General features: G+C 67.9%; 14 protein-coding genes and 3 rRNA genes. 7 read left to right on the top strand and 10 right to left on the bottom strand.

Features of this window, described 5'->3' with window-relative positions; genetic code table 11:
* The first annotated feature begins 486 nt into the window (after positions 1 to 486).
* Positions 487 to 693, top strand: a complete 207-nt coding sequence (locus tag OIE67_RS36575; protein ID WP_326629114.1) for a hypothetical protein — start codon at positions 487 to 489, stop codon at positions 691 to 693.
* 121 nt (positions 694 to 814) lie between these two features.
* Here OIE67_RS36575 and rrf read toward each other — a convergent pair.
* The 3 genes from rrf to OIE67_RS36590 form a co-directional block, all read right to left on the bottom strand.
* A 5S ribosomal RNA gene (rrf, locus tag OIE67_RS36580) occupies positions 815 to 931 on the bottom strand.
* A 162-nt stretch (positions 932 to 1,093) separates the two neighbouring features.
* Positions 1,094 to 4,204: ribosomal RNA gene (locus OIE67_RS36585) — 23S ribosomal RNA — on the bottom strand.
* A 312-nt stretch (positions 4,205 to 4,516) separates the two neighbouring features.
* A 16S ribosomal RNA gene (locus OIE67_RS36590) occupies positions 4,517 to 6,038 on the bottom strand.
* The 16S, 23S and 5S rRNA genes sit together here, the layout of an rRNA operon.
* A gap of 458 nt (positions 6,039 to 6,496) precedes the next feature.
* Between OIE67_RS36590 and OIE67_RS36595 the strand changes: the two genes are divergently transcribed.
* Entirely contained in the window at positions 6,497 to 7,549 is a 1,053-nt protein-coding gene (locus OIE67_RS36595) for an AI-2E family transporter (RefSeq protein ID WP_326629117.1), read from the top strand.
* 97 nt (positions 7,550 to 7,646) lie between these two features.
* A complete protein-coding gene (locus OIE67_RS36600; RefSeq protein ID WP_326645571.1) occupies positions 7,647 to 8,288 on the top strand; it encodes a maleylpyruvate isomerase family mycothiol-dependent enzyme in 642 nt (213 codons plus the stop codon).
* A 27-nt stretch (positions 8,289 to 8,315) separates the two neighbouring features.
* Here OIE67_RS36600 and OIE67_RS36605 read toward each other — a convergent pair whose 3' ends face one another.
* Both OIE67_RS36605 and OIE67_RS36610 read right to left on the bottom strand, forming a co-directional pair.
* A complete protein-coding gene (locus OIE67_RS36605) occupies positions 8,316 to 9,128 on the bottom strand; it encodes a helix-turn-helix transcriptional regulator (protein ID WP_326629119.1) in 813 nt (270 codons plus the stop codon).
* A gap of 37 nt (positions 9,129 to 9,165) precedes the next feature.
* Positions 9,166 to 10,020, bottom strand: a complete 855-nt coding sequence (locus OIE67_RS36610) for a hypothetical protein (protein ID WP_326629121.1) — start codon at positions 10,018 to 10,020, stop codon at positions 9,166 to 9,168.
* Between the two features lie 281 nt (positions 10,021 to 10,301).
* Here OIE67_RS36610 and erm point away from each other — a divergent pair, with 281 nt between their 5' ends.
* Positions 10,302 to 11,129 (top strand): ErmE/ErmH/ErmO/ErmR family 23S rRNA (adenine(2058)-N(6))-methyltransferase, encoded by an 828-nt coding sequence (gene erm / locus OIE67_RS36615; protein WP_326629124.1) that lies wholly within the window; start codon positions 10,302 to 10,304, stop codon positions 11,127 to 11,129.
* On the opposite strand, the gene OIE67_RS36620 is transcribed toward erm, so the two are convergent.
* Positions 11,118 to 12,509, bottom strand: a complete 1,392-nt coding sequence (locus OIE67_RS36620; RefSeq protein ID WP_326629126.1) for a hypothetical protein — start codon at positions 12,507 to 12,509, stop codon at positions 11,118 to 11,120. The two genes, erm and OIE67_RS36620, sit on opposite strands and share 12 nt — an antisense overlap.
* A 118-nt stretch (positions 12,510 to 12,627) precedes the next feature.
* Here OIE67_RS36620 and OIE67_RS36625 point away from each other — a divergent pair, with 118 nt between their 5' ends.
* Positions 12,628 to 14,205 carry a molybdopterin-dependent oxidoreductase gene (locus OIE67_RS36625; protein ID WP_106252081.1) on the top strand — a complete coding sequence of 526 codons (1,578 nt, stop codon included), beginning with the start codon at positions 12,628 to 12,630 and terminating at the stop codon, positions 14,203 to 14,205.
* Between the two features lie 68 nt (positions 14,206 to 14,273).
* Here OIE67_RS36625 and OIE67_RS36630 read toward each other — a convergent pair whose 3' ends face one another.
* The 4 genes from OIE67_RS36630 to OIE67_RS36645 all read right to left on the bottom strand — a co-directional run bounded on the left by OIE67_RS36630 (position 14,274) and on the right by OIE67_RS36645 (position 21,292).
* Entirely contained in the window at positions 14,274 to 16,085 is a 1,812-nt protein-coding gene (locus tag OIE67_RS36630; protein ID WP_326629132.1) for a chitinase, read from the bottom strand.
* 57 nt (positions 16,086 to 16,142) lie between these two features.
* On the bottom strand, positions 16,143 to 17,597 hold the full coding sequence (locus tag OIE67_RS36635) for a carbohydrate-binding protein (RefSeq protein ID WP_326629134.1): 1,455 nt from the start codon (positions 17,595 to 17,597) through the stop codon (positions 16,143 to 16,145).
* On the bottom strand, positions 17,594 to 19,162 hold the full coding sequence (locus tag OIE67_RS36640; RefSeq protein ID WP_326629135.1) for a chitinase: 1,569 nt from the start codon (positions 19,160 to 19,162) through the stop codon (positions 17,594 to 17,596). Before OIE67_RS36640 ends, OIE67_RS36635 begins: the two co-directional genes overlap by 4 nt.
* A 303-nt stretch (positions 19,163 to 19,465) precedes the next feature.
* Positions 19,466 to 21,292, bottom strand: coding sequence for a M14 family zinc carboxypeptidase (locus OIE67_RS36645; protein WP_326629136.1), 1,827 nt, complete (start codon positions 21,290 to 21,292; stop codon positions 19,466 to 19,468).
* A gap of 183 nt (positions 21,293 to 21,475) precedes the next feature.
* Here OIE67_RS36645 and OIE67_RS36650 point away from each other — a divergent pair, with 183 nt between their 5' ends.
* Complete coding sequence (locus OIE67_RS36650; protein WP_326629137.1) at positions 21,476 to 22,513, top strand: ATP-binding cassette domain-containing protein; 1,038 nt, start codon at positions 21,476 to 21,478, stop codon at positions 22,511 to 22,513.
* A complete protein-coding gene (locus OIE67_RS36655; RefSeq protein WP_326629138.1) occupies positions 22,510 to 23,271 on the top strand; it encodes an ABC transporter permease in 762 nt (253 codons plus the stop codon). Before OIE67_RS36650 ends, OIE67_RS36655 begins: the two co-directional genes overlap by 4 nt.
* The last annotated feature ends 54 nt before the right edge of the window (positions 23,272 to 23,325 follow it).

The raw sequence follows: 23,325 nt of genomic DNA on the forward strand, positions 1-23,325 counted from the left end.
TCATCCCGCCCGAGCAACCGCGGCGGCCGCGGCGGCAACTGCACAGGCCGCGTAGGCACCGGCGGCCGAGGCGGCAACCGCACATCCCCGGCGACATCAACATCCACATGCCCCACAGTCACCGCCGTGGCCTGATCCCCCGTCATCGCCACCCCCGGATTATCACCTCCCACCGCAATGGAACGTTCCACAACCCCACCCGGCCCGCTCGCGTCCCCGCCACCCGACCCGCCTGGCCCACCCGAACGAGGGTCGGCACCACTCGGGTCGCTCCCCGCACCAACGCCTTCCTTGACGGCTGGATCGGTCGTGTCCGTCGCGAGTAGGTGTGGGTCGGAAGCAGTTGCTGGGTCGGGGCCGCTTGCGTGGCCAAGGTGTCGTTCCGACGGGGGCGTCTCCACCTCGCCGGCCGGGTCACCCGCCTCGTGACGAGGCCGTACCACCTCCAGTGCACCCACCGTCAGCAGACCGGCGACTCCCAGCACGATGCTGATCAGGCTGTCCTGCTCGTCCAAGAAGACCAGCAAAGAGCCGCGCATCCCGAAGGCATCGGCGAAGACGTCGACCACCCCTGCCGCCACCAGAGTGAGCGACACCGGCGTAACCGCCCAGGCGATCAAGCGCCGGCGACGACGCCGCGCTGACCTGGAAGTTCGCCCCGAAGGTGAAGAACGCTTCACACTTCCAGAGTGACGCCCTCCTGTGAGGGCCGCCACCGGAAAGCCGTCATGCCCGGAATACGCCCCATACACGCGGAAATGCAAGAAGAGGGCTCCGACGCTGTGAAGCGTCGGAACCCTCCTCGAGAAAGATTGTCCGGCGGTGACCTACTCTCCCACACCCTCCCGAGTGCAGTACCATCGGCGCAGAGAAGCTTAACTTCCGGGTTCGGAATGTAACCGGGTGTTTCCTTCCCGCCATAACCGCCGTAACCCTCTGAAACACACAAACAACACACGCTGTTTGCTGCCTCAGAATTGCTTAGTGGACGCGAGCAACACACTCCAAACCCCATCGAGTGCGGCGCAGCTCTGGACCCGGCGAAGAGAACAGAACGCAGCACACACCCCACAGAGCAAAGAAGAGTTGCTTTGTGGTCAAGTCCTCGGCCTATTAGTACCGGTCAGCTCCACACGTTACCGTGCTTCCACCTCCGGCCTATCAACCCGGTCGTCTACCGGGAGCCTTACCCCTGTTACAGGTGGGAGACCTCATCTCAAGGCGAGCTTCCCGCTTAGATGCTTTCAGCGGTTATCCCTTCCGAACGTAGCCAACCAGCCGTGCACCTGGCGGTACAACTGGCACACCAGAGGTTCGTCCGTCCCGGTCCTCTCGTACTAGGGACAGCCCCTTTCAAGTCTCCTGCGCGCGCAGCGGATAGGGACCGAACTGTCTCGCGACGTTCTAAACCCAGCTCGCGTACCGCTTTAATGGGCGAACAGCCCAACCCTTGGGACCTACTCCAGCCCCAGGATGCGACGAGCCGACATCGAGGTGCCAAACCATCCCGTCGATATGGACTCTTGGGGAAGATCAGCCTGTTATCCCCGGGGTACCTTTTAGCCGTTGAGCGACACCGCTTCCACACGCCGATGCCGGATCACTAGTCCCAGCTTTCGCTCCTGCTCGACCCGTCAGTCTCACAGTCAAGCTCCCTTGTGCACTTACACTCAACACCTGATTGCCAACCAGGCTGAGGGAACCTTTGGGCGCCTCCGTTACCCTTTAGGAGGCAACCGCCCCAGTTAAACTACCCACCAGACACTGTCCCCGATCCGGATCACGGACCAGAGTTAGACGTTCAAAACGACCAGAGTGGTATTTCACCAATGACTCCACCCGAACTAGCGTCCGAGCTTCCCAGTCTCCCACCTATCCTACACAAGACGCTCCAAACGCCAATGTCAAGCTGTAGTGAAGGTCCCGGGGTCTTTCCGTCCTGCTGCGCGTAACGAGCATCTTTACTCGTAGTGCAATTTCGCCGGGTCTGCGGTTGAGACAGCGGGGAAGTCGTTACGCCATTCGTGCAGGTCGGAACTTACCCGACAAGGAATTTCGCTACCTTAGGATGGTTATAGTTACCACCGCCGTTTACCGGCGCTTAAGTTCTCACCTTCGCCCAGCCGAAGCTGAACTAAGCGGTCCCCTTAACGTTCCGGCACCGGGCAGGCGTCAGTCCGTATACATCGTCTTACGACTTCGCACGGACCTGTGTTTTTAGTAAACAGTCGCTTCCCCCTGGCCACTGCGGCCCCCACCAGCTCAGGATGCAAAACCCATCACCAGCAGAGGCCCCCCTTCTCCCGAAGTTACGGGGGCAATTTGCCGAGTTCCTTAACCACAGTTCACCCGATCGCCTTAGTATTCTCTACCTGACCACCTGAGTCGGTTTAGGGTACGGGCCGCCACAACACTCACTAGAGGCTTTTCTCGGCAGCATAGGATCATCCACTTCACCACAATCGGCTCGGCATCACATCTCAGGATACGTGTGAGGCGGATTTACCTACCTCACTCCCTACATGCTTACCCCAGGACAACCATCGCCTGGGCTGGACTACCTTCCTGCGTCACCCCATCGCTTACCTACTACCCGATCGGATCGAGCGTTCACTCTGACGGCCGTCCCGAAGGACAACCCGAGCTAAGGACTCTTAGCATCACGAGGTTCAGTATGGGCGCATTGAAGCGGGTACGGGAATATCAACCCGTTGTCCATCGACTACGCCTGTCGGCCTCGCCTTAGGTCCCGACTTACCCTGGGCGGATTAGCCTGGCCCAGGAACCCTTGGTCATCCGGCGCGAGGGTTTCTCACCCTCGATTCGCTACTCATGCCTGCATTCTCACTCGTGTACGCTCCACGGCTAGATCACTCTGCCGCTTCACCGCATACACGACGCTCCCCTACCCATCAACCCCCCTCGAAAGGAGAATCAATGCCACGACTTCGGCGGTGTACTTGAGCCCCGCTACATTGTCGGCGCGGAATCACTTGACCAGTGAGCTATTACGCACTCTTTCAAGGGTGGCTGCTTCTAAGCCAACCTCCTGGTTGTCTCTGCGACTCCACATCCTTTCCCACTTAGCACACGCTTAGGGGCCTTAGTCGGTGATCTGGGCTGTTTCCCTCTCGACTACGAACCTTATCGCCCGCAGTCTCACTGCCACGCTCTCACTTACCGGCATTCGGAGTTTGGCTGACGTCAGTAACCTTGTCGGGCCCATTAGCCATCCAGTGCTCTACCTCCGGCAAGAAACACGCAACGCTGCACCTAAATGCATTTCGGGGAGAACCAGCTATCACGGAGTTTGATTGGCCTTTCACCCCTACACACAGATCATCCCCCAGGTTTTCAACCCTGGTGGGTTCGGTCCTCCACCCAGTCTTACCTGAGCTTCAACCTGCCCATGCGTAGATCACTCCGCTTCGGGTCTACAGCATGCGACTCAAACGCCCTCTTCAGACTCGCTTTCGCTACGGCTCCCCCACACGGGTTAACCTCGCCACACACCATAACTCGCAGGCTCATTCTTCAAAAGGCACGCAGTCACATCACACACCAGCAAGCTGATGTAAGCTCCTACGGCTTGTAGGCACACGGTTTCAGGTACTATTTCACGACCCCTCACCGGGGCACTTTTCACCTTTCCCTCACGGTACTCGTGCACTATCGGTCATCAGGGAGTATTTAGGCTTACCAGGTGGTCCTGGCAGATTCACACAGGATTTCTCGGGCCCCGTGCTACTTGGGATCCCCTCAAACAGTCGACAAGGTTTCGCCTACCCGGCTCTCACGGTCTACGGCGCCCCTTCCCAGAGGCTTCGACTACCCCACCGATTTATCACTGTTCACAGTCCCGGCAGAGACTGTAAGAAGGTCCCACGACCCCGGACATGCAACGCCCGCCGGCTATCACACACGCCCGGTTTAGCCTCATCCGCTTTCGCTCACCACTACTCACGGAATCACTCTTGTTTTCTCTTCCTACGGGTACTGAGATGTTTCACTTCCCCGCGTTACCACCAACCGCCCTATACATTCAGGCGGAGGCAACACCACATGACTGGTGCTAGGTTTCCCCATTCGGACATCCCCGGATCAACGTCTGGTTGGCGACTCCCCGAGGCTTAACGCAGCCTCCCACGTCCTTCATCGGCTCCTGATGCCAAGGCATCCACCGTGTGCCCTAAAAAACTTGGCCACAAAGATGCTCGCGTCCACTATGCAAATCTCAAACAACAAACAGCAACCGGCTCCCACCCCGCAAACCGCGAGATGTTCACCGGCCCTGTACCGAGACAACGAGCGCATGCCCGTTTCCTCAGGACCCAACAGTGTGTTACAGACCCAGACCCGACCACCTGCGACCCCGTTCCCACTCCCGCATCCCCCGAAGGAGAGTGCGGACGGTACTTGCGGCCCGGCAACCCGGTCCGGCTGACTAGCCAGTGCTCCACTAGTGAGCTGTCACCCCACCACACGGTCGGTGGTGACGGGTGAGAGTGCTCCTTAGAAAGGAGGTGATCCAGCCGCACCTTCCGGTACGGCTACCTTGTTACGACTTCGTCCCAATCGCCAGCCCCACCTTCGACCGCTCCCCCCAGCAAGCTGGTTGGGCCACGGGCTTCGGGTGTTGCCGACTTTCGTGACGTGACGGGCGGTGTGTACAAGGCCCGGGAACGTATTCACCGCAGCGTTGCTGATCTGCGATTACTAGCGACTCCGACTTCATGGGGTCGAGTTGCAGACCCCAATCCGAACTGAGACCGGCTTTTAGGGATTCGCTCCGCCTCACGGCATCGCAACCCTCTGTACCGGCCATTGTAGCATGTTTGCAGCCCAAGACATAAGGGGCATGATGACTTGACGTCATCCCCACCTTCCTCCGAGTTGACCCCGGCAGTCCCCCATGAGTCCCCAACCACCAAAACGGTGTTGCTGGCAACATGGAGCAAGGGTTGCGCTCGTTGCGGGACTTAACCCAACATCTCACGACACGAGCTGACGACAGCCATGCACCACCTGTCACCCAGTCCGAAGAAGGATCTATCTCTAGACCTGTCCGGGTGATGTCAAACCTTGGTAAGGTTCTTCGCGTTGCGTCGAATTAAGCAACATGCTCCGCCGCTTGTGCGGGCCCCCGTCAATTCCTTTGAGTTTTAGCCTTGCGGCCGTACTCCCCAGGCGGGGCGCTTAATGCGTTAGCTCCGGCACGGAACCCGTGGAAGGGTCCCACACCTAGCGCCCAACGTTTACAGCGTGGACTACCAGGGTATCTAATCCTGTTCGCTCCCCACGCTTTCGCTCCTCAGCGTCAGGTAAGGCCCAGCAAGCCGCCTTCGCCACCGGTGTTCCTCCTGATATCTGCGCATTTCACCGCTACACCAGGAATTCCACTTGCCCCTACCTACCTCTAGCCGGCCCGTATCCACCGCAGACCCGCAGTTAAGCTGCGGGCTTTCACGGCAGACGCGACCAGCCACCTACGAGCTCTTTACGCCCAATAATTCCGGACAACGCTTGCGCCCTACGTATTACCGCGGCTGCTGGCACGTAGTTAGCCGGCGCTTCTTCTGCAGGTACACGTCAACTTCGTCCCTGCTGAAAGAGGTTTACAACCCGAAGGCCGTCATCCCCCACGCGGCGTCGCTGCGTCAGGCTTCCGCCCATTGCGCAATATTCCCCACTGCTGCCTCCCGTAGGAGTCTGGGCCGTGTCTCAGTCCCAGTGTGGCCGGTCGCCCTCTCAGGCCGGCTACCCGTCGTCGCCTTGGTAGGCCACTACCCCACCAACAAGCTGATAGGCCGCGAGCCCATCCCCAACCGAAAAACTTTCCACCACCACCCGATGCCAGGGGCGGTCATATCCGGTATTAGACCCAGTTTCCCGGGCTTATCCCAGAGTCAGGGGCAGGTTGCTCACGTGTTACTCACCCGTTCGCCGCTCGAGTACCCCGAAGGGCCTTTCCGCTCGACTTGCATGTGTTAAGCACGCCGCCAGCGTTCGTCCTGAGCCAGGATCAAACTCTCCAAACAATGTCTGGAAACAATCCCAACAAAAATCCATCAAGTACAAATGACTTGACGAGGTGTTGCATGAAAATCATGCACTGGCTTTTAACACACTGTTGAGTTCTCAAGAAACGGACGCGTACATCCGCACCGAAACCACTTCCGTGATCCCCGCTCGGAGGCGTTCACTCCGTTCGTTCTTCCGTTGTGTCTTAATTCTTTCAGCCGTTCAAGCCCCTGTCAAATTGACCGGACTCGCTCGACCTGCGGGAATTAAGCTCTGCCCCCTTTCGGAGACAACCCCTCAAACTTACCAGCCGTTTCGAGTGGACGCGCACGCCGCACCGAAGTGGTGGTGTCTGGAGGTGGCCCCGAGTGAGTCCGGCGATCACGCCGTCCCCGTGGGACTGGTGAACTCTATGTACGCCTCCGGGAACCGTCAAATCGATGGTTCGCGCACCCGCCACGGGTAGGAACCGGGCGTGCCAGATCGATCCGTGCCCAGGGCGCTCACCATCCTGGTGGGCGCCGCCGCCGCGGTGGTCGTGCTCTTCGGGGTCCGTGAGGTGGCCTCCATCGCCGGCCCCGTCGTGCTGGCCCTCGTGCTGGTCATCGCCGTCTCACCGGTGCGGGCCCGGCTCAGCGGCTGGAACGCCCCCGCCTGGGTGCAGGTGGCGGTGCCGTTCCTCATCGTGGTGCTCGTGCTGCTGGCCATGGTCGCGATCCTCACCATCTCGGCCACCGAGCTCGCCGCGCTGCTCCCGTCCTACACCGACCAGTTCGCACGCCTCCTCGCGGACGCCCAGCACTGGGCCGTCACCCACGGGCTCAGCAACGACATGCTCAGCAAGGCCCTGGAGGCGTTCGATCCCGGGCGGGTCCTGGGGCTGGCGCAGTATCTGCTCGGCAGTCTTATCGGCGTGTTGTCCGCGCTCTTCCTCATCGTGGTGCTGTTGCTGGCGATGTCGCTCGACGCGCCGGTGACCGCGCGCATTCTCGCCACCGGCGAAGGCGAACGGCCGCGGCTGGTGACGGCATTGGCCACGTTCGCCCACAAGACGAGGCGTTATCTGATCGTCTCCACTGTTTTCGGATTGATCAATGCGATTCTCGACATGGTCGCGCTTTCCCTGCTGGACGTGCCGCTGCCGTTGTTGTGGGGCGTGCTGGCGCTCATCGCCAATTACATCCCCAACATCGGATTCGTCATCGCGCTCCTGCCGCCGACGATGCTCGCCCTGCTGGACGGCGGGGTGCGGACGATGGCGCTCGTCATCGTGGCCTACATCGTCATCAACGTCGTCACGCAGTCGTTCATCCTGCCGAAATTCCTGGGGGACGCCGTCGGGCTGTCCACGACGATGACGTTCATCTCGCTGATCGTCTGGACTTTCGCCCTGGGGCCGCTCGGCGCGATTCTCGCCATTCCGCTGAGTCTGCTGACGCGGGCCCTGCTGATCGACAGCGACCCGAACGCGAAATGGGTGCAGGGCCTGGTGTCGGGCAAACTCCCCAGCGCAGGGGCAGGCAGCTGAGCGATGATTTCCTGCCGTGGCCGAGGTCTGTAATCTTCGACCGTTCCGCCGAGCCTGCCCGAGGAGCCCTGTGACCCACGACGAGAAGCCGTCCGATATGACGACCGGCCCCGGAGGCGTCTGGCCGCTGGTGCATGCCGAGCGGGCGGCCCTGGCGGCCGATCTGGCGGATCTGACCGAGGCGGAGTGGGCGACGCCGTCGCTGTGCGCCGGGTTGAGCGTGCGGGAGGTGCTGGCGCATCTCACCTCGTCGGCGAGCCTGAACGGCGTGCGCTGGCTGGCCGGCGTGATCCGGTGCCGGTTCGACTTCGACAAGCAGGTGGCGATGCGGCTGGCCGAGGAGCTGGGCGCGACCGGGGCGGAGACGCACGCGAGGTTCCGCCGCGTCGTCACGAGCACGACCAAGCCGCCGCTTCCCGTCCTGGCGCTGCTGGGCGAGACGATCGTGCACGGCGAGGACATCCGGCGGCCGCTGGGCCTGCGCCGCGCCTACCCGATCGGGACCCTCACCCGGGTGGCCGAGTATTACCAGGGCTCCGACCTCGTCGTCGCGGCGAAGAGACGGATCGCCGGTCTGCGGCTCGTCGCCGACGACGGCCCGTTCACCACTGGATCCGGACCGCTGGTGTCCGGCCGGACCCTGGCCTTGGTGATGGCCACGACCGGGCGTTCGGCGTACTGCGACGAATTGGACGGGGACGGTGTCGAGATCCTGCGGGAGCGGCGCGACATGAGGTGAGCTCAGGCCCGAGGGAGCCGCGATCCGTCAGATGAGGCGGCTCAGCTGGACGCCGCTCAGGCGCTTGACGTCGTTGGCGAGGTGGGCCTGGTCGGCGAAGCCGGCTCTGACCGCCACCTCCGCCGGCGGGACGCCCGTACGGGCCAGTCGGAGCGCGCGCTGGAAGCGGACGACGCGCTGGAGGGTCTTGGGCGCGTAGCCGAACGAGGTCACGCTGCGCCGTTGCAGCTGGCGTTCGCTGTAGCCGAGGTCCCAGGCCACCTGGGAGACCGAGCGCCCGCTGCCGAGGGCCGCGGCCATGGCGTGCGCGGCGGGGTCGGCGGGAGCCGCCGCCAGGCGTCTGCCGACGGCGGCCCGCATGACGCCGAGCCGCGCCTCCGCCTCCGCGACGCGCACCGCCAGGGGGTCGGTGGCGGAGGCCGGCCGGCGCAGGACAGGCGGCGCGGGCGGACGGTCCGGCAGGCCGAAGCCGGGGCTCTGCGGACGCCATCGCGGCAGAGGGGTGGGCGGCGGGTCGGTCAGGTCGGTGAGCAGGGCCTCGTGCCCTGGCAGGTCGGTGAGCGCGACGCGCTGGTCGCGCAGCTCGTGGAGGGGGACGCCGAAGAAGCCGCCGACCGCGCCGGGCCGGAAGCGGATGCCGACGAGGGTCTCGCCCGGCGCGACCGACGCGGGCATGGGGCCGGTGTCGGGACCGGCCACGAAGAGGCCGGAGGCGCCCCAGATGAGGTCGACGCAGGCGTCGGGGACCACGAGCTGGGTGAACGACGCCTCGCTGATCCGGTGCCAGCCGCAGGCGATGCGGTCGGCGAGGCCGGGGCCTGGGTGCCGTTCGGCGTACATGCCACCAACGTACGTGAGCCCTCTGACAGAAACCGGGTCAGGCGGTGAGTCTTCCGTACGCGCGCAGCGTCTTGAGCCGCTCCATCGTGATGTGGCCGCCCCATTCGTGCTCCAGGAGAGGCGTCCACATCGCCCAGTTCGCCGTCCAGCCCCCTTCCTCGGTCTGCGCGGCGAGGAGGGCGTCGAGGTGGGTGTCCAGGACGTCCTGCGGAAACAGCGGCAGCCGCAGCGGGGCGGGCGCGAAGTCCAGCGGGAAGTGCACGTGCCCGGACGCGGCCAGGTCGAGGGAGACGGCGGCGAGGAGGTCGTCGCGCACGCGCGCGAGCTCCGCCTCGGCCCGCTCCCGGTCGGGCACCCGGTCAAGGAACGTCACCACGGCACCGGCCTGGTAGGCGCCGGGCTCCTTGAGCGCGGCGATCCGCGACCAGCAGAACTCGGTGGCGGGGGCCAGCCAGGGATGGTCGACGCCGTGCTCGTGCAGGAGCGCGGCGAGCGCGGCGGTGGGGACGAGATCGCCGGGCGGCTCGTCGTCCGTCTGCCACCAGGGGGCGCGTGGCGTGTCCATGACGGACGGCAGCACCCACGGCACGCCGCCGTCGGGGGTGGTGATGGAGACGAGGTAGTCGCAGGCGGCGGTGACCATGGGCGAGTCGAACGCGTCGATCTCGTCCAGGATCCAGAACGCCACCTCGACGGGTTCCGGCTGACTGCCCGCGCCGCGCAGGTCGGGCTCCAGCGCGTTGCCGAACCCGCCGTCGGCGTTCTGGTAGCCGCGCAGCGCGTCGAGCACGCGCTCGCGCGGCCCGCCGCGGAACATCGCCTCGAAGCGCAGCCGGTCGATGAGCCTTCCGTGCAGGAGCAGGTACTGCTCGGCGCGGTCGAGTACGTCCATGTCGGCATCTCTTTCTGAGGTGGGGTACGCCGCGAAGCTATCCGAGGGCCCACGCCGGGCGATTGCAGAAACCGGACGTGCTTTATTGCGTTGCCCGCCGGAAGAGGCCCTGCCTACAGTGACCGGCATGTCATGCACATCCTGCTCCCCGGTGTTCACCCGCATCCGCCACAGCCGGGCTCTGGCCCGCTAGCGGACGCGACGACCTGAGCTGAGCGTCCGCAGGCGCGCCCAGGGCCCTCCGAGACCGACGAATCTCGAGGACCCGGAAGGGCAGTGCTGTGGCGCAGAACTACGCGCACGGAAACTATTCACACACCCAGCGGAAACAGGTCAGGAACGGCGGCGGAGGCCGTACGCCCGCGGATCGGGCGCGGCGCACGCTGTCGCAGAACTTCCTGGCCGACGATCACGCCGTCGAGCTGATGATCAAGGCCGCCGCGCCCAGGGGGCTGGTGCTGGAGCCCGGCTCCGGCCCTGGCGTGCTCACCCTGGCGCTGGCCGGGGCGGGCGCGCGGGTGATCGGTTACGAGATCGATCCGCGGCTGGCCGGCCGGCTGGCCTCCCGTACCCGCAGCGATCCCCGGATCGAGGTGGTGCGGGGCGACTTCACGGCCGCGCGGGCGCCGCGTGAGCCGTTCGCGGTGGTGGGGAACATCCCCTACGCGATCACGTCGCGGATCGTGGACTGGTGCCTGCGGGCGCCGGCCCTGACCTCGGCGACGCTGCTCACGCAGCGGGAGTACGCCCGCAAGCGCTCCGGCGACTACGGCCGGTGGAGCCTGGTCACGGTGGAGTCGTGGCCGTGGTTCTCCTGGCGGCTCGGCGACACGATCGGCAGGGAGAGCTTCAGGCCGGTGCCGTCGGTGGACTCGGCGATCCTGCGCGTGGAGCGCAGGCCGCGGCCGCTGGTGTCCGGCGGCCACTCCTACCGGGAGCTGGTCGAGCTGGGCTTCGGCGGGGTGGGCGGCTCGGTGCGGGCCTCGCTGAGGCTCCGGTACGACGGCGTGGACGCCGCGCTGGCGGCGGCCGGGGTGGCCCGCGACGCCGTCGTGGGCCACGTCCACCCCGACCAGTGGGTCACGCTGTGGGGGCGCCTATGCCGGTGAGCTGATCTTGGTGGTGGCCGACCGGCCCACTGAGGCGGCCAGTCCTGGGACCGTCGCGACGCGGCGGCCCCAGGGCATGGCCAGCGCGAGGATCGGCAGCAGCACGATGGAGGCCCGCGACCAGTACGTGTGCTGCAGCCACCACCCGCCGCTGTCGAACTGCGTCATGACGAGGTAGCCGTAGCCGGCCCAGATCGAGCAGCCCAGGATGGCCGCCCAGGCCCACTTGGCCGGCCTGGCGACCAGGAACGGCATGAACCACAGCAGGTACTGGGCGCCCAGCCGGGGCGTCAGGACCATGAAGACGAGCAGGATCGCCGTGGTCATGTCGATCGGGTCGGCCCGCCGCCAGTAGACGATGACGAGGACGACGGCGGCGTAGATGAGGTTGGTGCCGAACGAGGCCAGCTCGGGCCGCAGGTCCCAGCTGCCGCCGGTGAACCACGGGGTCCAGCCCCATTCGCCGACGATGGGCCGGATGTCGCGGATGGTGTCGATGACCGCGGGGATCTGGTTGAGCGAGGTGCCGGCGAAGACCGGGAGCGTCACCAGGAAGAAGATCGGCAGCAGGCCGGTGGTGAACAGCGCGGCCACGCGGGCGCGCAGGCTGGGCAGGAGCAGCAGCATGCCGGGGATCAGCCAGATCGGCCAGCTCTTGGCGCACAGCGCCAGGCCCATCAGCACGCCGGCCAGCGCGCCGCGCCGCAGCTGGGCGCGGTCGTCGTCGCCGGGCAGCAGGGCCCGGTGCAGCATGCCGCCGCGGCCGATCACGCGCGGGACGGAGCGCTTCACGCCGTACGCGGCCACGCCGGCCCGGACCTTGGCGACCACGTCGGTGACCATGCCGGGCCGGTCGGGGTCGCCGGGACCGCGGGCGACGACGAACGCGGCCACGCCGAACACGAGCGCCACGGGCTCCACCTGGCCGTGCACGGAGGCGACGAGCACGGCGATCGGGTTGAACGCGTACTGCAGGGCGCGCAGCGACGCCTTGGGCCCGCCGGCGAGCTTGGCGACCAGCGGGATGAGCACGATGTCGGCGACCACGGTGACCAGGCGCCCGGCGTATTCCCACGGGATGCCCAGCCAGAGCAGGATGCCGTAGACGTAGGGGATGGTCGGCAGGAAGTGCCAGCCGCCCTCGCTGGCCAGCACGGGGTCCTCGCCGCGCAGCACGGCCTCGCCCGCGGGCTTGAAGCTCTCCACGAAGTCGACGGGCTGCCAGGTGTCGATCGCCGAGGTGTACATGATGAGCACGCGTACGGCGACGCCCACGAGGATGGCGACGATCAGCGGAGGCCGCCAGTCACGCCACTGGGCGACGAGGGCGAGCACGACACCGGCTACGAGGACGATCCCCGTGAGAGCTGCGTAATCCATGGCGGCATCTAGCCTGCCGTACCCCGGACACTGCCGCCACCAGGGCTATCCGATTCTTATCCCCGACATGCCGACACGTATCCCGATACGACATCACCGTCTGTGTTGAACTTTTTCCATGGGGGGATCGCAGGTCAACCAGGCACTGGTCAGGCTCTACTTCGAGGTGAGAGATGGGCTGCGCGACCCGGTCGCGGCCTGGGCGAAACTCACAGGGAACTCACAGCAATACCAGCGGGCCAGGGGCGAGAGACGGGTGCCGCTGGACGACGGCACGGCGGCGGAGCTGGCGGCGGCGGCGATCGTCTGCACCGCCACCCGGCACGGGCCCGAGCGGGTGGCGGCGCTGGCGACGTCGCCGCTGGCAGGGGTGGTGGGCGGGCTCGGCGGCGCGGTGCTGACCGAGCATCCGTGCGCGCCCGAGCAGGTGCTGGGCCCGTGCTACACGGGGCCGGGGGCCGACGACTGGGCGCGGGCGGCGTACGTGCTGCTCTGGGGGGAGAACAACCGGCTCGTCCGGACGGCGGGAACCCCGTGGGTGATCGCCGGGCGGTACAAGGGGCAGAAGGTGGTCGCGATCGGCACGCATCCGACGCGGCTGTCGGACGAGACGCTCGTGGTCCGGCCGGGCACGGACGGGGCGCTGGCCATGGCGATGGGGCACGTGCTGCTCAAGGAGTTCTTCCTGGACCGCACGCCGTTCGACGGGCACGCCATGGAGCGTACGGATCTGCCGTACCTGGTGCGGCTGCGCGGGCGGGAGGACGCGTACGTGCCGGGCGAGCTGACCGGCGGGGCGTGCGGGCGGCTCAGCGTGTACGGCGGTGAGGCCGTCGAGGTGCTGCTGCCCCGCTTCGACGACGGGCCCGGGGTGCTGCGGCGCGGCGTGCCGGTGCTGCGTGACGGGGACGACCTGGTGACGACGGTGTTCGACCTGCTGCTCGCGGTCTACGGGGTGGCGCGGCCCGGGCTGCCGGGGGTGTGGCCGGCCGGATACGAGGACCGGGCGGAGCCGTACACGCCGGCCTGGCAGGAGGCGTACACGGGGGTGGCCGCGTCGCGGGCGCTGAAGACGGCGCGGGAGCTGGGGGTGACGGCGGAGAAGACCGGCGGGCGGTGCGTGATCGTGCCGGGGCGGCTGGAGACGCCGCACGCGGACACCGCCTACCGGGCGATGCTGGCCCTGCTGGTGCTCACCGGGTGCGGCGGCGGGTGGGCGCAGACGGGCGGGGCGGGGATCCCGCTGGTGCCGTACCTGTGCCTGCACGCGTGCGGCGAGGACCGTTCCGACGTGGGGGCGCTGAGCTGGGCGCTGGCGGAGGGGCTGTTCGCGCGCAGGACGGCGCGCTCGGTGCTGCTGGAGGCGGTGGCGGACGGCTGGCCGATGGCGCCGCCGCCCCGGGTGCTGGCGCTGCCGCGGCCGATCTATCCGCTGCCGCCGGAGGTGGACCTGCTCATCGGGCCGGACGAGCACTGCGACCTGTCGCCGCCGGAGCCCGGCCTGCTGGCCGAGGCGGTGGCCCGGCTGGCCGGGTCCCGCGCCCCGGCCGAACCGGGCGGGGCACGGGAGGAGCGGCGGATGCGGCTGCTGGTGGACCACGCCTGGATGCACGAGTACGGCGAGGCGCTGCCCACCTACCGGCCGCCGGGGCTGGGCCTGCCGCTCAAGCCGACCCAGCTCGTCCGGTTCGGCTGAAACCCGACTGAAGCCCAGCTGAGAGCCCGGCTGGGAGCCCGGCTGGGAGCCCGGCTCAGGTCCGGGTCTCAGCCGAGTCTGTCCAGGTAGGCGCGGTGGCTGCGGGAGAACTCGGTCCCGTTGAACCGGTCCCAGTTGATCGACCAGGCCATCAGGCCGCGCAGGTCCGGGTAGACGCCGCGCGGCCGGTACGTCCCGCAATTGCTCCCCTTGGTCAGGCAGTCGAGCGCCTTCTGCACCTCCGCGACGGTGGTGAACCCGTTGCCGGCGTTCACCGAGGCGGGCAGGCCGATGGCGACCTGGTCCTGGCGCAGCGGCGGGAACCTGTTGGCCGCGTCGCCCATGATCGGGAAGCCGGCCAGCAGCATGTCCGTCATCGCCACGTGGAAGTCGTGCCCGCCCATCGTGTGGTACTGGTCGTCGAGGCCCCTGATCGGCCCCGAGTTGTAGTCCTGCACGTGGAGCAGGGTCAGGTCGTCGCGCATGGCGTGGATGACGGGCAGGTAGGAGGCGGCCCTGCTGTCGGCCGCGCCGTTCGGCCCCGGGCCGTAGAACTGGTAGCCGAGCTGGACGAAGAACGTCTCGGGGGCCATGGTCAGCGTGAAGCGGGCGCCGTAGCGGCTCTTGAGCCTCTTGAGCGCGGCGATCAGGTTGACGACGACCGGCGTGGTCGGGCTGGCGAGGTTGGTGTCGCCGGGGTCGAGGTGGAGGGAGTGGCCCTCGAAGTCGATGTCGAGGCCGTCGAGGCCGTACCTGTCGATGATCGCGCCGACGGACTCGACGAACTTGTCGCGCGCGGCCGCGGTCGTGAGCTGGACCTGGCCGTTCTGGCCGCCGATCGAGATCAGCACCTTCTTGCCCGTGGCCTGCTTGGCCCTGATCGCGGCGATGAAGTCGGCCTCCGACTCGACGTTCGGGCACTCGGCGGCCGGGCACTGGCGGAATCTGATGTCACCCGAGGTGACGGAGGTGGGTTCGCCGAAGGCGAGGTTGATGACGTCCCATGCGTCGGGTACGTCGCTCATGCGGACGTAACCGGAGCCGTTGGCGAACGACGCGTGCAGGTAGCCCACGAGCACCCGCTTCGGCAGCCCGCCTCCCCCGCCGCCTCCGGCGGTCGTGGTGCCACTCGCCTCGGAGCCGTAGGGCGAGCAGTTGCCCGCGGCGTCGCAGGCGCGGACCTTGAAGCGGTACGTGGTGGCGGCGGCCAGGCCGGTCGCCTGGTGGCTGGTGCCCGTGACGGCGACGGGGGCGGCGTTGTCGCGGGAGAGCTCGTAGCGGGTCACGCCGACGTCGTCCGTCGAGGCGTTCCAGCTCAGGGAGAGGGAGGAGGAGGTGGCGCCGCCGACCGTCAGGTTGCCGGGGGTCGTCGGGGCCTGGGTGTCGGGGGTGCCGCCCGGGCCGTCGAGGACCACGTCGTCGGCCAGGTAGGGGCCCTGGCCGTACCAGCCGTTGAGGTGGATGGTGACCGACGTGACGCCGGCCCCGGTGGTGAAGGAGGTCTTGAGCTGGCCCCACTGGCCGCCGGGCGCGCCCCACGTGCTGGCGCTGACGCCCGTTCCGGTGGCGCCGAGGAAGACGTAGTCGCCCTGCACCCACGCGGACAGCTGGTACGTCGTGCCCGGTCTGACCGTGACGACCTGCTGGCATCGGGCGAAGTCGCTGCCCTGCGGGGTCGCGCGGAGCGCCCGCGCGCCGCCGTGCACCGGCGCGGACACGGCCTGCGCGTCCGACGGGCAGGTCCAGCCGTTCAGCCCGGACTCGAATCCGGGGTTGGCCAGGATGTTCGCGGCCGCCGCCGGGGCGGCCGGCAGGACGGTCAGTACGGTGGCGGGCAGGACGGTCAGAGCCGTGGCGAGCAGGACCGCTCGGAATCTCATGGAGGGTGTTCCTCACTGCGGCCCGCCCTCCGCGGGGAGGACGGGCCGCTCAGCGGGTCAGAAACCGGCGGTGGTGCGGGTGAACTCCCAGTCGGACTGGGCGATGCCGCTGCAGTTGGAGACGACTCCCCCGCCGGGGCAGGGCCGGTCGCGGTTGACCGCCCAGTAGGCGAGCCTGGTCAGCCCCCTCGCCCTGGCCCAGTCGCGGATCTGGGTCCAGGTGCCGGGCGTGGTCATCTCCTGCTGGTCGGACACGCCGTTCATGCCGGAGATGCCCATGTGCGCGTACGCCTGCGCGTCGTTCCAGCCGAACGCGCTCTTCAGTGCGTTCTTCAGGCCCTCGGAGGCGTTGACGGTGTCCTGGTAGATGTTCGGGCTGCCGAAGTCGAACGGCATGATCGTGTAATTGTCGATCGGCACGCCGAGCGCCCTGGACTGGTTGATGAGCCTGATGCCGTGGTTGTTGGGGCCCGTCCTGGAGGTGCCGAAGGTGACGACGACCTTGACGTTCGGGTTGTTCTGCTTGACGATCTTGAGCCCGTTCAGGATGCGGTCCTGGACGGTGTAGTTCTCGAACTCGTCGGTGTTCTCGATGTCGAAGTCCACGACGGCGGGGCCGACGGCGTTGATGACCTGCTGCACCGCGCCCGCGAACGCCTGCGGCGTGGAGCAGTTGGGGCCGAGCTTGTTGCCCTGCCAGCCGCCGAAGGAGATCTGGACGCTGCCGCCCTTCGACTTGATCGTGTTGATCGCCTGCTGGTCGGCGCCGCCGGTCAGCGGTCGGTTGCCGTCCCAGGCCGGGTTGCAGCCGCCGCTCGACAGGATGAACGCCATCGTGAACGACTTGACACCGGTCGCGTCCATGACCGCGCCCGGGTTGGGCGGGTTGCCCCAGCCCATGTAGAGGTAGGGGGCGCCGGCCATCTTGGTGGGGTTGTCGCCGCCGCCCCCGCCGCCCGCGGAGGTGGTCGCGGTGACGGAGTTGCTGACGCCGGACAGGTTCCCCGCCGCGTCGCGGGCGCGGACCGTGTAGGTGTAGCCGGTGCTCGCGGCGCGGCCGGTGTCGGTGTACGACGTGCCGGTCACGGTCGTGACCAGGCTGCCGCCGCGGTAGACGTTGTAGCCGGTGACGCCGACGTTGTCGGAGGAGGCGTTCCAGGCCAGCGAGACGCTGCTGGAGGTGACGCCGGTCGAGCGCAGGTTGCCGGGAACGGACGGCGCCGAGGTGTCGCCGCCGCCACCGCCGCCCGAGCCCTGCTTCCACAGGGCGGGCACGTTCGGCGGCTCCCAGCCGGGCTGGGAGGTGTGCGCCTGGAGGCACACGTAGTCGACGCCGTTGTAGGTGACGACCGCGCCGGTGGCGTAGGAGGTCCACGGGGCCCAGGCGGCGGCCAGCTGCTGGACCTGCGCGGTGTCGCCGTACGCCGCGGGTGCGCCGGAGGCCGGCCCGGCGCCGGTCAGCGCGAGGGCCAGGCCGGTCGCCAGGGCGGTCAGTCTGCTGCGAAGTCTCATGGCATTCCCTGGAGGTGGGGCTTGACGGTGCGGGAGAAGTTCCAGTTGTTGCTGGCGTCCCAGTTGATGGACCAGGTCATCGCGCCCCTGATGCCGGGGTAGGCGCGCGGTGGCACGAAGGTCCCGCAGCTGGTGCGCTTGGCCAGGCAGTCGAGCGCCTGGTTGACGAGCGACGGGGAGACGATGCCGCCGCCCGCGGCGCCGGGCCCGGCGGGCAGGCCGAGCGAGACCTGGTCGGGGCGCAGTCCGTTCTCCAGCTGGATGCAGGCCAGCGCGGTCATGAAGTTGACCGAGCCCTGCCCGTACGCCTGGGCCTGGTCGCAGCCGAGCATGGAGCCGGAGTTGTAGAACTGGGTGTGGACGACCGTGAGGATGTCCTTGATGGACAGGGCGAGCTTGAAGTACTCCATCCCGGTCGTCTGCATGTCGATGGTCTGCGGAGCCATCGTGATGATCAGGTCGGCGCCTGCCTTGGCGCGCAGCGACCGCAGGGCCTGGGCCATGTAGGTGGCGTTGAGGCCGTTCTCCAGGTCGATGTCCACGCCGTCGAAGCCGTACGAGCGCATGATCGCGTACACGGTGTCGGCGAACCTGGTCGCCGCCGCCGCGTCGGCCACCTGCACGCGCCCGGCCTCGCCGCCGACCGAGAGGATGACCTTCTTGCCGCGCTGGTGCAGGGCCTGCACGTCGGCCTTGAACTGGGCGTCGGTGTAGCCGCCGACCGCCGAGGCCAGCCCCGGGTCGACGGAGAAGACGACCTCTCCCGCCGTCGCGGTGGCCTCGCCGAACGCGACCGCGATGAGGTCGTACTCGTTGGGCACGGCGGAGAGCTTGAGCTCGACGGCCGGGTTGACGAAGTTGTGCCAGTAGCCGGTGAGAAAGTGCTTGGGCAGGGTTCCGCCGCCGCCGGTGCAGCCGGTGGTGGTGGCGGTGGCGTCCCGTCCCGGCGACTCGCCCTGGGCGTTGTACGCCTTGACCGTGTAGGTGTGGGTCTCGCAGGTGCCGAGCCCGCCGATCGTGGCGCTGGTGCCCGTGACCGTGGCCTTGACTGTCGTGCCTTCATAGACGCGGTAGCCGGTCACCGTGCCGCTCGCGGCGCCCCAGCTGAGCGCGATGGAGTCGGCCGTCGCGGTGGCCGACGGCGTGCCCGGCGCGCCGGGTGCGCCCGGTGTGGAGCCGCCGCCCCCGCAGGCGGCGCCGTTCAGCGTGCAGCCGGTGATACCGGGGAAGTTGCCGGGGGCGCCGTTGAAGCCGAAGCTCACGCTGGCGCCGGGAGCCAGCGGGGAGGCCCAGCTCGGGTTGGTGAACGTGTAGTGCTGTCCGCCGCGGGTCATGACCGCGTCCCACGCGGAGGGGATCGAGAAGCCCTGGGGGACGTCGAACTGGACGTTCCAGCCGCTCATGGGGGTGGTGGTGCCGTTGGTGACGGTGACTCTGCCCTCGAAGCCCGAGCCCCAGTCGGAGACCTTGGTGAAGGTGGCCGTGGCGGTGGCGGCCTGGGCCGGCAGGGCTTGGAGACAGAGTGCGGCGGTGGTGAGCGACAGGAGAATCGCGCGTAATCTCACGGGGTTCTTCCTTCGGGGGGTGTGCGTGCCGTACGGCTTGCACCGGGGGGTGAGAGCGCAAGCCGTACGGCACGGCCCGTGGAGGTGAACACGGGCCTTTCGGGGGGTGTCTGCGCGAGTAACCTTGCTGCGGATGTCAGGTTTTGTCCGATTGAAGATTACTTTTAGGAAAGTTTACTAAGAGTTGTCGTGATCGTAGCTTTGACAGTCCGTCCTTACAAGACCCAAAAAGACTCCGCCGCACGGGACCGAAATCCCGTGCGGCGGAGTGGGTGATGGCGGGTGCTCCGGGTGCTCGTTCCGTTACGGCTGCTGGGTGATCCTGACGTCGTCCACGCCGGCCTCGACCAGGGAGGCGCCCGAGGCGTCGGCGGCGTCGATGACGATGCGGACGGTCTGGCCGGCGAACGCGTTCAGGCTCGCCGTGGCCGTGGCCCAGGCGCCGTTGCGGTTACTGGCCGCGCCGGCCTGGTTGAGCACGGTGGCCGTGGTGCCGCCCACGACGCGGACCCGGAAGTAGTCGGCGCTGCTCGAATTCGAGCCGTGCGCCAGGTACCAGGACAGCGACAGGTTCAGCGCGCCCGTCGAGGGGAGCGTGATCGGTGGCGACTGGATCGAGGTGACGCCGCCGTCGATGTCGTAGTCGCCCGCGGACGAGCCTGCCAGGCGGCCGGTGACCAGGTCGTTCGTCCCGCTGACCGTGGTGCCGAGCTGCTTGGCGCCGCTGGAGGTGGTCGCCGCGGGATCGCCGCGTTCCCACACGCCCGTGGTGGCCGTGTCGGCGCCGTCCGGGTTGACCGTCCAGCCGGTCGCCGTCTCGAACGTGTCGGAGTAGACGGTCACCGGCGGGGTGCCGGTGCCGCAGTACTGGGCCTCCTTGCCGATGATGCGGTAGACGCAGTCCGAGTACTCGAGGAAGCGCAGGACCGCCTCCCTGTTACGGGTCGTCTGGGGCACGATCTGCTCGTCCGGCGGGTAGAAGCCGGGGCTGGAGCCGGTCGGGTACATCTCGAAGGTGAAGCTGAAGATCTTGTAGACACCCCACAGCCAGTCGTCGATGGTGCCGTCGGTGATGTAGAGATCGCTGGCCTGCTGCGGCGTGTAGCTGTTGGTCGAGGCCATGTTCTGGCCCAGGGTGGCGTGGGCGTCGCGGTCGTCCGCGGTCAGGCCGGGCGCGGTGTCGTTGAAGGTGTAGCCGTAGGGCCACAGGACGAGTTCGCTGTAGGTGTGCCAGTCGATGTGCGCCTTGATCTGCTGGACGCCGCCGACCACCCGGCCGCGGACCCAGTCGGCCGCCGCCTTGACCTCGGGCGCCGACTCGGCGTTCGCGCCACGGTAGGTCTCGCTGGAGGTCGATCCGGACGAGCCGCCGCAGCAGCCCCAGTTGTAGGCCCAGTTGCGGTTCAGGTCGGTGCCGACCGCCGAGGAGCCGGAGTTGGGCTGGCGGTTCTTGCGCCAGGAGCGGTAGCTGCCGGTGGCGATGTCGTACTCGCCGCCGTCCGGGTTGAGGTCCGGCATGATCCAGATCTCCCTGGTGTTCACCAGGTTCGTGATCCGCGCGTCGGTGCCGTAGCCGTCGGCCAGCAGGCGCATGATGTAGAGCGCCATCTCGACCGTGAGGTGCTCGCGCGCGTGCTGGTGCGCGGTGAACAGCACCTCGGGCTCGTTCTCGTCGGTGCCCACGTTGTCGCTGATCTTGACCAGGCGCAACTGCCTGCCCTCGTACGAGGTGCCGTAGTTGCTCTGGCTGACGATGCCCGGATGGGCCGCGACGATGGCGTTGATCTCCGCGTTCATCTCGGCGTAGTTGTGGTACGCGGAGTCCGCCGGCGGGAAGTCAAACCCGTCGACGGACGGGGGTGTCGGGCGCGGCTCCTCCGACACCCGGTAGCCCAGCCGCCTGATCGCGGAGACCTCGGCTTCCGTGGCCGTGACCAGGACCGAGTCCTTGGCCACCTCTTCGATGGCGGCGCCGGTCGCCGCCACGGAGCTGCGCTGCTGCGCGTTCACCGGGCCCGCCACCCGGTACTGCTTGTTCGGCGGCGGCTCGGCGGCGGCGCCCGCCCCGGTCATGCCGGTCAGGCCGACCAGGCTGAGGGCTGCCAGCAGGATGACTAAACGGCGTTTCACCTCGTCCTCCCCAGGCGCTCGGGCTCGGGTGTCAACCGGCGCCTGAACGAAGAGTGATGACGTTGGTTGCCGTAGGAAAGGCCCAAATTTCTGGACATGTGTTGATCTGCGGGGCTACGGCCTGACAGCGGCTGACAGGTGCGTAACAGGCGGATGCCAGCGCGGCCCGGCACCGTAACCGGCATGAAGTACGCGATCGAAGCCGAAGGCCTGGTCAAAAGGTACGGCGGCAAGGCCGCCCTGGACGGCGTCGACCTGGCGGTCAGGACCGGCACGGTGCTCGGCGTCCTCGGGCCCAACGGCGCGGGCAAGACCACCGCCGTGCGTGTCCTGGCCACCCTCGTCGTCCCCGACGCCGGCCGGGCCGTGGTCGGCGGCCACGACGTCGTCCGCCGGCCTGCCCGGGTGCGCGAGCTGATCGGGCTGACCGGCCAGTACGCCTCCGTGGACGAGCAGCTCACCGGCACCCAGAACCTGCTGCTCATCGGCCGCCTGCTCGGCCTGTCCAGAGCGGCGGCCAGAGCCAGAGCCGCGGCACTGCTGGCCCGCTTCGGCCTGGAGGAGGCGGCCGGCCGGCCGGTCGGCGGCTACTCGGGCGGCATGCGCCGCCGCGTCGACCTGGCCGCGAGCCTCGTCGGCGACCCGCGGGTGCTGTTCCTCGACGAGCCCACCACCGGCCTGGACCCGCACGCCCGCGGCGAGCTGTGGGAGGTGGTCAAGGAGCTGACCGCGAGCGGGGTGACGGTGCTGCTGACCACCCAATACCTGGAGGAGGCCGACCAGCTCGCCGACGACCTGCTCGTCATCGACCGGGGCCGGGTGGCCGCCTCGGGCACGCCCGCCGAGCTCAAGGCGCTGGCGGGCGGGCACCGGCTCGACGTCAGGCCGCTGCACGCCGCCGACCTGGAGAAGGCCGAGCGGGTCCTCGGCGTGCGGGCCGCCGGCGGTCTGCTGAGCGTCCCTGTGCACGACCTGGCCGTGCCGCCCGCCCTGCTGCGGCGGCTCGACGACGCGGGGGTGGTGCTCGCCGAGCACGCGCTGCGGCTGCCGTCCCTGGACGACGTCTTCCTCACCCTGACCGGAGAGCCGCGAACCCCGGGCGAAGAGACCCCCGCCCCGACCGGAGAGGGCCGAACCGCGACCGGAGAGACCCGGATTCTGACTGGGGAGGGCCCAACTCCGACTGGAGAGGCCCGGATTCTGACTGGAGAGGGCCGATGATCACCGCACTGTCCCAAGGGCTCACGCTGGCCTGGCGCAGCCTGATCCCGCTGAAGAACAACCCCGGGCAGTTCGCCGGACTGCTCTTCCAGCCCGTTTTCATGATCGTCATCTTCGTCTACCTGTTCGGCGGCGCGGCCGGCGGGGATCGGGCGGACGCGGTGGCGTACATGCTGCCCGGCGTCCTCGTCCAGGTGTCGCTGATGGCCACCATCAGCACCGGAATGAACCTGGCCACCGACATCGGCAACGGCGTGTTCGACCGGTTCAGGACGATGCCGATCGCCCGGTCGGCGCCGCTGACGGGCCGCGTCCTGGCCGACCTCCTCACGTTGCTCATCACGGTCGCGATGTCGCTGGCCGTCGGGTACGCCGTCGGATTCCGCGTCACCACCGATCCGCTCAGCGCGCTGGCCGGGATCGGCCTCGTCCTGGTCATGGCCCTGGCGCTGAGCTGGGGCTCGGCCTGGATCGGGCTGGTGGCCAAGTCGGTCACCTCGATGCAGGGCATGGCCACCGCCGTCCTGCTGCCGCTCACGTTCGGCAGCAGCGCCTTCGTGCCCGCCGGCGACATGCCCGGCTGGCTGAGCTGGTGGATGGGCGTCAACCCGGTCTCGCACCTGGCCGGCGCCCTGCGCGGGCTCCTGGGCGGCGGGCTGGGGGCGGCCGACGTGTGGATCACGCTCGGCTGGACGGCGGCACTGCTCGTCCTCTTCGTCCCGCTCGCCCTCCGCGCCTACAACAGGCGGATCCGCTGATCAGCTCTCCGTACCTGCAACAGGCGAATCCGCTGATCAGCCCTTCGTGCCGCA

Source organism: Nonomuraea fuscirosea, from assembly GCF_035917475.1.
GTDB lineage: Bacteria > Actinomycetota > Actinomycetes > Streptosporangiales > Streptosporangiaceae > Nonomuraea > Nonomuraea fuscirosea.